This is a genomic window from Algoriphagus sp. (genome assembly GCF_024642405.1).
In the GTDB taxonomy this organism is placed as follows: Bacteria; Bacteroidota; Bacteroidia; order Cytophagales; family Cyclobacteriaceae; genus Algoriphagus.
Genome location: NZ_JAHEBC010000106.1, coordinates 1 through 12,201, shown reverse-complemented (window position 1 = coordinate 12,201; position 12,201 = coordinate 1). Strand labels below are relative to the sequence as shown.

The window sequence follows — 12,201 nt, the reverse complement described above, 5'->3', positions numbered from 1 at the left end:
TTTCTATTATTTTCATCAAATCTTCCAAATTTCACTTTCAATTCTCCATTTTCACCATCAAATACACCCAAAAATCTGGTTTCATTCAAAAACCTATCAAGGTCAATAATTTGATTAGAGATCATACCAATCGCAAATTGGTTACTTAATTCATTATAATAAAAAGCTCGTCCATAAGGCATTAAAATAAAACCTGATTCTTTAATTCCTTTTAAGTCCAACTCTTTTATAATATTCAAATTCTCGTCTAATCCTATAATTTTATTTTGATTAGGAAATAATAAAAAAAGAGAATTACTATCCTCTAAAAAGAGGACATTTTGTAGCTTACTTGTAGGTAATATTAAATTGGTAGTATCAAGATTAATCGATTTTACAATTGAATCGACTTTAAAATCAAACCAATAAATCTCTCTTCCCTGATGAATTATTAGATAATTATTTTTATCTGAAACCTCATAATTTGTTCCTAAAAACCTGAAGTTACCGTCATTTAATAAAGTGGTGTCTGATTTTGCAAATTTTAAAGAATAGTCAAAAACCTGTTTTGATTCGCATGCGATAAAACAAATAAATACCAATAAATAACTCCACTTTTTCTGAAAAGAAGCAATAAGCAGAGCTTTAAGCTCTGCTTTACATTTATTGATCTCCTCCATGAACATGACAACTCTGAACTTGTTCTCCGGTAGGACAATTATATAGTGCACAATGAAACCCAGTAGTTGGATCATATGTTTCACTACCTGGAATTAATGAACACGTCATTGTTTGAGCATGAAGTGAAGAGTAAATCGAAATTGATCCTGAAATGACAAAAGCCAAAAAGAATCCGAATAATTTAATTTTCATAATATATACGGTTAATAATTCAGTTCTCCTATTTCACTATGAAGGGAGGGGATAATAAGCCCTAAAAAATCGAACCTGTCGACAAAATTGAAATTTCAATTGTAATCTACCACCCCAAACTAAAAATACAAGTAAATTGAACTATTTTTTTATAAAAAAATATAAATATTAGTTAATACTTAACTCATTGATTATCAAAAATCCTTAATCCTCCACCATTCTTATCTTATAAAATAGATTATAATCCCGTTCCACTTCTCCATCTGCTGCTTTTACAAATAAAGTTCCATCAGATAATCCGAGATTAACTGAACCTTCCACAGGAAGTTCAGTTAGAATTCCGATTTGCTGATTTCCTTTCACAACCATATAGCACGGTTTTCTATACCCAGCCAAATCTTTTTGATTTTCAGGGCTTCTCGCGTAATCCTCTCCTTTTGACTGAAATTCAATCAAAACGTCTTCAGGAATAGCTGTGTAAAACATCGCCAATTGATATTCTCCAAAAAATTTCACATCGCTAAAGGAAGGATAAAGGCGATTATCTCGTTCCGGATCTGGAATTTCCAGATCACGATCTGGATGAGATAATGCTACTGCTGTTTCATTGATTAGTGAGTTCCCATCAAAATCAAATAAAAAAAGTTGATTGCCAATGGGAGGTAATACCGCTGCTTTTTTCCTTTCCACATCTAATGATAAAAAAGGAAAACTCTGCCCAATCCATCGATTGTTACTGCGAGGAACCCAAGCTTCAGGATACAAACTCAAATAGTTAATGGAATCTTGATTGGAATTATAGAAAAACCCAGTCTTTACTTGGCTGTAAAATCCTCCACCGATCTTATCGGGATCCATATCACCAGGATTATACGTATTAACCTCCTCACCCAGAATAAAAATTTCTCCATTCTCTGTCCAAGGGGTAAATGACTGACGAAAAAAGGAGATAAAAATTCCTGCCCCAAATCCTTCAGCTGGACCATTTATCTTTTCTAACTTCTGAAAATCCTTGTCAAAAACATGGAAATCCATGGTCCCTGATATTTCCTTGAAAATAAATCGATCTTTCCCCAAAAACCTTCCCTCTAAAAAAAACTGAATCTGATTTGGTCCTTCTCCCACCAGTTCCACTTCTTTGATCATTTCCCCCTTTCCATCAACCAAGAGGACTTTGCTTCCTCGCTGTTCCTTCACCAAATACTGATCAAGATCCTCTTGATAATCCAATAGAACAACATTTTCCAGCACATCCACCATGATAGAATCATAGACTTCAAATCGTAGTTCTTGATGAGGATCTATCACATTTGATTCTGGTGATTTTTCTGAGCAGGAAAAAAGTAGTGTTCCAAAAAGTACACTGAGAGTAATAAGAGGGAATTTATTCATCAGAAAGAATTAAGATTTTCAGATTAGTCTGAAAAAGCGAAATTTATAGGACAAGAGTTTCTAATTATTATCCTTTTTTCTTTCTGGAGAAAAACCATCTTCTTTTGCTCCTTTGTGCCTTAGCGGGAGCCGCCTCTTCAACCAAATATTTCTTCCACAGAAATACAGGTAGCACCCAGAAAACTCCCAGCATACTGAATATCAAGCCACCAATCGTCCCAATAGCGAGAGAAAACCAGAAAATCTCATTCTGACCTTCCATAATGAAAGGAATCAAGCCAAAACATGTGGACAAAACAGTCAATAAAATGGGAATGGCTTTTCCAGCAACAGACTTCAAAACATTTCTGTTATAAAGCCCCTGGACTCGGTTATTAAGGTCATTGATGATGAAAATCCCTGCATTCACAGCCAAGCCTCCCAGCATCACAAACGCTGCATAGCCACCTTGGTCAAAATAGAAATCAAACAAAGAAAAAATCAAAAACAAGCCAATAAAACTGATCGGAATGATCGCAATAATATATACCGGCTGTTTGAGGTTTTCGAAGAGAATGGAACAGATCAGGAAAATCCCGATGATCAAAAATCCCAAGAGACTATACTGCCTTTTGGCTCTCTCAAAGCTATAATAATAGGATTGTTTTTTGGCTTCGTACCCAATTGGCATGATGGTCTTCATCTCTTCCAGTACTTCGTCCAGATATTCATTCCCAAATTTGGCAGAACCCATATATTCAAAAGAAACAACCCGAATGTATTGCCTATCTTCCTTTTTTAAGGCATTGGTCGTAGTTTCCTTCGTCAATGTCCCATAATCCGAAACCTTGTAAATTCTGCTTTCTCCTCCGATCAGACTTTTACTTTCCAGATCAAACTTGCTGAAATCATCCGAATCAGATTCCCTAACCACCAAGCCATAATTTTTATCCTCTAAACTCAAAAACGCAGAAGGTCCTCTAGGCTTCGCGAGATCCATCAATGAACTGATCAATTCATATTGGTTCATGCCTCCCAAAGCCAGTTGATTCTGATTGAGCCGAAGAACATATTCATCTGTTTTTTGCTCCCCGTAATTCCGTTCGTTAATGTTGACTTCCTGAATTCGCTTATGTTTCAATAATTTTTCAGAAAGCAAATCAGCCTGCCGTTCCAGCTCATCAAAATTATAGCCTTTCATCTCCACTCGATATGAAGGGATTCCTTCTCCACCTGGCCCCGTATAAAAACCCTGCCCAACTCCATAGATATTCCAATTTGCTCCACTCCAATCTGTGGATTTGACAGAAAGTTTACCTTTCAACTGATATGGTAAAGCCCCATTTTCATAGGCCTCTTCAAAAGTGATTACGATGGAAGCTTGCTGTCCAGAATATACTGTAGTCACAAATTTATCGATCCCTTGCACCCCTTTGAGATAAACCTCAAACTCTTTCATAATAAAGTCCATCTGCTCCAGTGTGTTCCCAAAAGGGAGTCTGGCATTGACATACAGGCGTGTTTCTTCCGGTTCCCTATAACTGGATTTCTCATAAGTTCCCCGGACAAACATTCTTAGGGCTCCGCCCAAGGCTTTGTCCACATAAGGCCGAATTTCTTCTTGATAGAAAGTATTTCCAACGGTTTTATTGTACCATTCATGTTCATCCCATTTGGCAGGTAAAAAGAAGATTGGAGTCCCAAAAAGGAGTATTAATAAGAAAATAAAGGATTTCCTATAATGGGCCGTCCATGCAATACTTCTTTCATATGCTCGGAGGTACTGTACTCTTTTCCTCAATTTTGAAATGGTCAAAGCCCTACCTTTTTTGATGGATTCTTTAAACAGTACCTGATAAAAAGCCGGAGTGAAAAACAGTGCTATCAATAAGGAAATTCCCAACATCACGGAAACCACAATGGAAAATTCTGTAAGGTTCTTTCTATCTTCTTCAGGGAGGAAAAAAACAATCATCAAGGCAGCAATGGTTGTTAGAGAAGCTGCCAATAAAGCCAAAAACACCTTTCTATTTTTGTGCTTATGTAAGTGATCGATCATAATAATAGCATTATCCACAATCAACCCAAAACTTATGGTCAGGCCCGCCAAAGAATACAAATGGATATCTACTTTGAGAAAGTAAATTACAATCGCGCATAGGCTCAAATTGGCAATAATGCCCAAAAACAAAATACTCAGGTATTTGATGTCTCTATTGATCAGAAAAATAAAAACGATTAGAATCAGAATGGAAAGCCCAGATCTTTTATAGATTTTATCCAATTCTTTTTCAAGATATTCCGTATCATCTCGTTCTAATCTTACCTCAAATCCTGCCGGTAACAATCGCCCAGCTTCGATCAGAGATTCTTTTAGACTTTGTGCCAATAGCACTTTATTAACTCCATCCCTGTTGAAAATCGAGATCGTCACGGAATTATTGCCATTGATCCGGTAAAAGTAAGTGGGCTCAGCTTCCTCCAAAGTCAATTTTGCGATATCTTTTAATCTTACTTCAGAACCATCCACCTCACTGATTATCAGATCCTCCAATTGATCTAAATCCCTTAAAGAACGATCCACTTCAATAAACAAAGTTTCTCCTTTGGAATTTAGAACCGCTCCGGGGTAACTGGTGCCAAATGCTTGATTGATACTTGCCTCCAATTGGGATTTGGATATCCCAAAAGATTGAAGTTGTTGAATATCATAGGTCACAAAAAGTTGGAGATCATTTGCTCCACGAACCAATACTTCCTCCACCTCTTCAAACTTAGTCAGCGAAGGTTTCAAAATATCCTCCGCAATTTTCTTGATTTCAAAAGAAGCAAAAGGGCCGTTGACACTGTAAACCAGAATTGGAGTTTTGGCATCATCTCGGGTTTCCTCACTTTGAGATACAGTTGGAAAAGACACCTGCTGATCCATCTGAGGATAAACTTGTCGGATCATCGCCGATACCTCAAATCTTTTCATCTCCATGTCCGAATTTTTATCAAATCGGAGCGTAATGAAGCCTCCATTATAATTGGAAGTAGAGGTTATTTTCTTGAGTTCAGAAAGTCTTGAAAAAGTACCTTCCAGAGGCGAGGTGGCAAGTTTTTCTACTATTTCCGGCGAGGAATTGTTGACATTGTATTTAATACTTAGAACAGGTTCCCTTTCTCTTGGATTCAGATCCACGGAGAGCAGAGGCACCACGGCAAATCCCATGATACTAAGCAATACAAATACGATCAGAATCCTGAATGGAGTCATATTGAAATTTCTTTGTGTTTCTTTTTGGGCACAAAAAACCAATAGGCCAGAGGCACAAAATACAAAGCAGTCACTGTCCCGATGGTCAATCCACCCATGACTGCAAAAACCAATGGCCTCTGAAGATCAGCTCCTAGACCAGAACTAAACACAATTGGAATCAATGCCAAAATCGTAGTAATGGAAGTCATCAAAATTGGTTTTAATCTAATCCGACCTGCCTCATGAAGTGCTTTTTCCAATCCTTCTTCAAAGGAAATTCCGACCATTTTATCATACTTGATTCTTAGCCTATTGATGGTGTCAATTTTTAGAATAGCATCATTCACCATGATTCCCAACATTACCACCAAACCGATTGCGGACATCACATTGAGACTGGCTCCAAAAATCCAAAGAACTAGAAATGCTCCTCCTACCCCCAGTGGAAGTGTGAAAACCACAATCAATGGCTGAATAAAACTTTCAAATTGAGCTGCCAAAATGAAATACAAGAGCAAAACTGAAATCAAAAGGATCCCGATCAATTGCTGAAGATTTTCCTTGTCTTTAAAAAATTGTCCAGTCATTTCCACTCCTAGATCTTTGGATTGTCCCCAACTGAAATATTCAGACTTTAGTGCATCCGGGTTTTCCTCCATCACAAGAACGGATTGGTAAACCCCACCCCGATCTGCAGTAATATATTTATAATGATCCTCGTACTCATAGTCTACAAATTCACTCAATTCGTAGCTCACGCTGTCAGAAGTGGACAATTGGGTAGTTCTCAACAGGTATTCAAATCGATCATTAGGTTCTTTGAGTCGAATCGGCATTACTTCTCCAAAACGGCGAATATCTGTAATGGTAAATGAACCGAACAGTTTGGAAATCTGATCCTGAATGGAATTAACAGGCACCTGATAGGTAGCCATTTTATCCGCTTTCAATGTAAATACCACTGAAGCTTCCTTCTGAAGTCCGGGGCCTCTTTCCCAATTTTGTGTTGGAAATTGACTGAGCCAAGGGTCCATTTTCTCCTCAGCAACGGGTTCTTTGGAAGAGAGGTCCTTCCACCGGACTTCGTAATAAGGCATATTGGAGCTAAATAACTGATCAAAGGCGTTTGGAGCATCGCCAAGGGTAAATCCTGCTTCTGGATAATTTTCTTTTAAGTAAGATCGTATGTCTTGAAGCTTCCCATCTTTCGTTTCCTGATCTGGAAAAAGCAAATAAATAAATGCTTGTTGAATGGAGTTTTCCCCATCAAAAAGTAAAAATTGTCTTACACCAATATCCGATTCTGCCTGGTCATAACTTCCTCCTAATTGTCTCATCAAGGCTACTACTCGATCCTTATTTTCCAATGCCCCAATAGGTTCATTCCATTGAATCTCCAAGGTAGCATCTAACTTTTCTATTTCAGGCAGGCCTTCTGTTTTCAAAAATTGACTGATTCCCAATCCCAATGGAATCAAAAAAGCAAAAGTAAAAAAAGCCAATTTTCTTTTGGAGGTGATGAAAGAATATCCCACTTCATAGAGTCCTAATACCCTCTTAAAAAAAGGGCCTTCTTCCTTATCGAGTACTTTTTTGCTCTTTTGAAAAAACAGCAGGTAAAGCATGGGAAGCAAAATGAAGGCGACTGCCAATGAAACCGTTAAAATTGCCGCAACTGCCACAGCCTGATCAAAAAACAAAGCCCCTGAAATCCCACTTAAGAATACGAGTGGGACAAAAACCGCTAAAGTAGTCATCACGGAACTGATCAAAGCACCCATTACCTCGTTGACGCCCTCTACGCAGGCTTCAAAGATCGATAAACCCTCATCCCTTTTTCTGGTGATATTATCGAGAACAATGATCGCATTATCAATCAACATCCCAATCCCCAAAGCAAGTCCTGAGAGAGAAATAATATTGATGGATAAATCAAAGAAGTAGAAAATCAGAAAGCTAATAATCAGGGAGGAAGGCAAGCTCACTCCAATGATCAAAGGCAAGCGGTAATCTTTCATGAAGAGAAAAAGTACTGCGAAAGCGAAAATACCCCCAAAAAGCAAACTGGTTTCCAAATTCGAAATTGCAGCATTTAAAAGATTGGATTGATCCTGTGTCAATTCAAAATTCACTTGAGGATAATCCACTCTAAATAACTCTAAAGCATCTTTCAGCTCAGGCATCAACTCGTTCATCTTTGCGGAAGCCTGCTTATGGACAGTGATGACTAAGCTTTCATTTTCTCCAAATAAATGATACCCAAGCATTTCCTTGGTTTCATAGCTAATATCCGCCAGTTTAGAAAGTGGAATAATCGCTCCTCCTTTGGTTCTGATAGGAAGTTTTTGGATATCATCTGGAGTATCTACTCTTGATGCCAAGCGCAAATAATATCGAAATTGACCATCCTTCACAGAAATCCCAGGGAGTTCACGATTACTATTTTGTATCGCAGAGATCACTTCTTCCTGCCCCATTCCCAAGGCTGCTAAAGCCTGTGAATTTGGAGAGACCGTGATAATTCTTTCTTTCTTCCCATTGATGTCTACTAGGGAAACACCAGGCAATTGTTCTATTCTTTTCTTCAATACATTTTCTGCAAGAAGACTTACTTCTACTTCATCGATTCCTTCTTTGGGAACCACTTGTACCCTTGCTACTGGAATATCAGAAGTATTGATTCGGATGACTTCGGGCCTTCCAAGATCTTCGGGCAGGGAATTAGTTAGTCGGTCGATCTTTTCATTCACATCGATATAGGCCAACTCCATTTGCGTACTGTAATCAAAAGTCAGTCGGATGGTTCCTACTTCAGACCCTGCCTTGGAATCCATCTCTTCCAAACCATTCAGCGTCAGTAAACCTTCCCTGATGGGGTTTAGTACATTTTGCTCTATTGCTTCGGGAGAGGCATTGGGATAATTGACTTTCACTACGATCTGAGGCACATCTATCGGAGGGAGCAAAGAAATCGGCAAACTGCGAAGAACAATGATCGAGAAAACAATCAGTGCCATAAAAGTCATAAATACCGCAATGGGCCTAGCTAATAAAAATCTAACCATGGCCTACTCTTTTACGATCTGAACAGGTGCCTGATGAGCCAATTGTAAATTATTAGAGGTGATCACTGTACTGCCAGCATCTACTCCATCCAAAATCTCTACTTCCTCCCCATTATCTTTACCCACTTCAACATAATTCCATTTTGATTCATCATTCTCAATCGAAAATACCACTGCCCTGCCCGATCTATAAACCAAAGCATCTTTAGGTACTACCAAACTGTTGCTTTGTGGAGCTCTTATAATCGCTCTGGCATTCATACCAGGTAGGAGATTTTTACGGGAACTTATAGAAATTGACACTTGTACTAAGCCATTTTCATCTACTTTTGGATTGATTCCTATGACTCTCCCGTCAATTGCATTCTGTGAATCAGAAACAGCGTAAACTTCTGCTTTTTGATTAGGAGAAATCAAAGAAATATCAGATTCAAGCACCTTTACTTTGAGTATCAATTGGCTGCTACCCATTATTTCACAAAGTTCCTGACTGGCTCCTACAAGACTCCCTTCCTTAAATTTTAAATCTGCAATTTTTCCTGAAATCGGAGCTTTCAGTTCACATCGATCCCTGTTCAATTGTGCCTCTTTTAGTTCTACTTCAGCCATAAAAAGTCCACTTTTCGCTTTCAATTGCTCGTCAATGGTTTGCTTTCTGTCTTCATCTCCTGAAGAAAAAATCGTCTCATACCCCATTTTCATGGATTCATATTCCGCATTTGCATTTCTTAAAGAAATCTGAGCTTTGTCTAGCCTCAGTTGAGCTTCTGTTGGATCCAACCTCGCAATCACATCACCTTTGGAAACAGATTGGCCTTCCTTCACATTCAGCTCAATCAAAAATCCAGCTTGCTCTATTACAGCAGTTACCTGGCTTGCTGCTTCTAGCTTTCCAGTTGCATTGATGAGATAATCAAAGCTTTTTACCTCAGCAGTAGCCACACGAACCTCAGTAGCGGCCACTTCATTTCTAAAAGATTCAGTAGGAGCTTCTTCGACTTTCTCTTCTTTTTGTTCGCAGGAAAAAAATAAGGTGATTAAAAAGAACAGGAGAGTAAATTGGAAATGTCTCATGAATTTAAATAGTTTCAAATTGAATAAACTAAGAAATTATTTAATCTCAAAAGAAATAATCACAAAGGCCTGTTAATAATTGTCAAATCCGGAAGGATAAACCAGTCGGGTATGGGTTTATAAAAATTAATAGCTGTAGCTATGGGACGTAATCGAATACTTGGTGGTTTTTCTTCTCCATAATACTCTATCAGAGTATCGATTACCTCTAGTTCGACTACCTCTAATTTCACTACTGCTACCCCATCAAGTATCATATCTAATTGGGTAGCAGCCGCTCGGGATAAATCTATGATTCGCTTGGAATATTTAGGTAATCTATCGTTGATTTTTACCCAAACTGATCTACCAGAATCTACTCTAGTTACCTTTAAAACAGTCCCAAAAGGCAATGTTTTATGTGCGGCAGTCAAACTATCCATATGAAAAACTTCACCATTTGAAGTTTTCCTCAAGTGAAATTTTTTGCCATAAAAGCTGGCTACCCCCTGTTGGATCAAAAGAGAATCTCCATCCATTTTTGCATGGGCAAATGTTCCCGAAAAGACTGCTATAAGCAGGAAAACCCACAGTCGCATGTTATCAAATTTCATTAGGCCTTGCTAGTCAATAAAAATGCCAATTGCTGTCATTCATGCATTTTAGCTTGCAAGCGGCAAAGCATAAGATTAACTTAGTTTTTTACTTTTTCCATTCATCCATGATCAAAATCTTACATACTGCCGATTGGCACTTGGGCAAAAGACTTCAGGAATTTTCCAGATTAGAAGAGCAAAAGCTCGTACTGGAAGAAATCATTGACATAGCAGATCAGGAAAATGTGGATTTGATCCTCCTCGCCGGGGATATTTTCGACACTTTCAATCCCAATCATGAAGCAGTCGAACTTTTATATAAAACTCTTCGAAAGCTTTCAAAAAATGGAGAAAGACCAATCATTGCCATCTCCGGAAATCATGATAGCACCCAGTTTGTCGAAGCACCGGACCCGCTCGCAAGGGAATTGGGAATCCTGTTTTACAGCAGATATGACAGCATTATTCCTACTGGTAACTTGGACTCAGGAATTGAAATAACGAAATCGGAATCAGGATTTGTGGAGTTGAAACTTCCGAAATTTGATTTTCCAATACGAGTGATATTGGCACCTTATGCCAACGAAACCTTATTAAAAACTTATCTCGGAGAAGGAGATCGAGAGGCGGAATTCAGAGAGGTTTTACAGGAAAAATGGAAGAAACTGGCAAATTCCTATTGTGATGAAAATGGGGTGAATCTCTTTGTGGGTCATTTCTTTTTTATGAAAGAAGGCACAACTCCGGAAGCAGAACCGGAATCCGAAAGGCCGATTTTACACGTGGGAGGAACACAGGCTTTGTTCACGAAAAATATTCCCTCACAAATCCAATATGCGGCTCTGGGCCATTTGCATCGCTACCATTCAGTTGGCCACGAACACTGCCCAGTGGTATATTCCAGTTCACCTTTGGCCTATTCTTTCAGCGAAGCGGACCAGGAAAAGAAAGTGGTGCTCATCGATGCGGAGCCTAACCAAGCAGTGACCTATAAAGCCATCGGTTTGAAACAAGGTAGGCAACTGTATCGAATGACTTTTGAAAAACTGGAAGAAACGCTGACCTGGCTGGAAGAGAATCCTTTTTGCTTTGTAGAAATTACTTACATCACGGAGCATTCCATTGATGCTGCAACCAGAAAAGCGATTATGAAAGCCCATGATGGAATCGTCAATTTGATTCCTCAGATCAAAAACCCACTCGGACAGGAAAATTACAATTTGAAAGTAGAGGATCTGGGAAAAGATATGAGCAGCCTTTTCCAACTTTTTTATAAGAGTGAAAAGGGGCAGGAACCCAATGAAGAATTGATGGAGATTTTTAGAGAAGTAATCAGCCAAAGTAACGAATCATGATTCCAATTAGACTGGAAATAGAAGGACTCTATTCTTATAAAGAAAGACAGATCATCAAATTTGATCAGTTGACAGCAGCGGGGCTATTTGGAATTTTTGGGGCAGTAGGAAGCGGAAAGTCTTCTATTTTGGAGGCCATACTTCTAGCACTCTATGGAAGTACAGAGCGGCTTTCAGATCGAGGTGAGAAAAACAGCATGCTCAATTTACAGAGCGATGCACTTCTGATCAATTTTGAGTTTCTATCCGGGAAAAACAACTCTCAAAGCTTTTTGGGAAGGTATGCTGCGAAAAGAAACCCTAAGAAATTTGAAGAAGTGCGACCGGCTGAACATACTTTCTACGAAAAAATAGAAGGGAATTGGGAGCCGATTTCGGAAAAAGCCGAGGAAATCATCGGCATGAAAAAAGAGCATTTCAAGCAAACGGTGATCATTCCCCAAGGGAAATTCAGGGAGTTTATAGACCTGACTCCTGGACCGAGAGCAGAAATGATGAAGGAGCTTTTTGGTTTAGAAAGATTTGATTTGTCTGGAAAAACAGGTTCGCTTTTAAAGGTAGTAAGAGAAGAAAAAATCCGATTGGAGACTCAGCTTTTAGCATTGGAAAACTATACTCAAGAAGCTTTCGAAAGTAAAAAGAAAGAACAAGTTGATTTGAAGATTGAG

Annotated in this window: 9 protein-coding genes; 2 read left to right on the top strand and 7 right to left on the bottom strand. The window is 38.6% G+C overall.

All coding sequences use genetic code 11. The features are described from left to right. The 7 genes from Q0L68_RS09980 to Q0L68_RS09950 form a co-directional block, all read right to left on the bottom strand. A partial coding sequence (locus Q0L68_RS09980) for a hypothetical protein (protein WP_296702420.1) occupies positions 1-659 on the bottom strand: 659 nt, incomplete at its 3' end. Next, complete coding sequence (locus Q0L68_RS09975) at positions 643-852, bottom strand: hypothetical protein (RefSeq protein WP_296702418.1); 210 nt, start codon at positions 850-852, stop codon at positions 643-645. The genes Q0L68_RS09980 and Q0L68_RS09975, both read right to left, overlap by 17 nt. Positions 853-1,056: 204 nt before the next feature. Beyond that, positions 1,057-2,244 (bottom strand): hypothetical protein, encoded by a 1,188-nt coding sequence (locus Q0L68_RS09970; RefSeq protein ID WP_296702416.1) that lies wholly within the window; start codon positions 2,242-2,244, stop codon positions 1,057-1,059. Between the two features lie 67 nt (positions 2,245-2,311). Then, positions 2,312-5,482: an efflux RND transporter permease subunit gene (locus Q0L68_RS09965; protein WP_296702413.1), complete on the bottom strand. Its 3,171-nt coding sequence runs from the start codon at positions 5,480-5,482 to the stop codon at positions 2,312-2,314. Beyond that, positions 5,479-8,529 (bottom strand): efflux RND transporter permease subunit, encoded by a 3,051-nt coding sequence (locus tag Q0L68_RS09960; protein ID WP_296702410.1) that lies wholly within the window; start codon positions 8,527-8,529, stop codon positions 5,479-5,481. Before Q0L68_RS09960 ends, Q0L68_RS09965 begins: the two co-directional genes overlap by 4 nt. Before the next feature lie 3 nt (positions 8,530-8,532). Beyond that, on the bottom strand, positions 8,533-9,603 hold the full coding sequence (locus Q0L68_RS09955) for an efflux RND transporter periplasmic adaptor subunit (protein ID WP_296702408.1): 1,071 nt from the start codon (positions 9,601-9,603) through the stop codon (positions 8,533-8,535). Between the two features lie 59 nt (positions 9,604-9,662). Beyond that, positions 9,663-10,196, bottom strand: coding sequence for a septal ring lytic transglycosylase RlpA family protein (locus tag Q0L68_RS09950; RefSeq protein ID WP_296702405.1), 534 nt, complete (start codon positions 10,194-10,196; stop codon positions 9,663-9,665). 107 nt (positions 10,197-10,303) lie between these two features. Between Q0L68_RS09950 and sbcD the strand changes: the two genes are divergently transcribed. Beyond that, entirely contained in the window at positions 10,304-11,533 is a 1,230-nt protein-coding gene (gene sbcD / locus Q0L68_RS09945; RefSeq protein ID WP_296702404.1) for an exonuclease subunit SbcD, read from the top strand. Next, on the top strand, positions 11,530-12,201 hold a 672-nt coding region (locus tag Q0L68_RS09940; RefSeq protein WP_296702402.1), incomplete at its 3' end, for an AAA family ATPase. The genes sbcD and Q0L68_RS09940, both read left to right, overlap by 4 nt.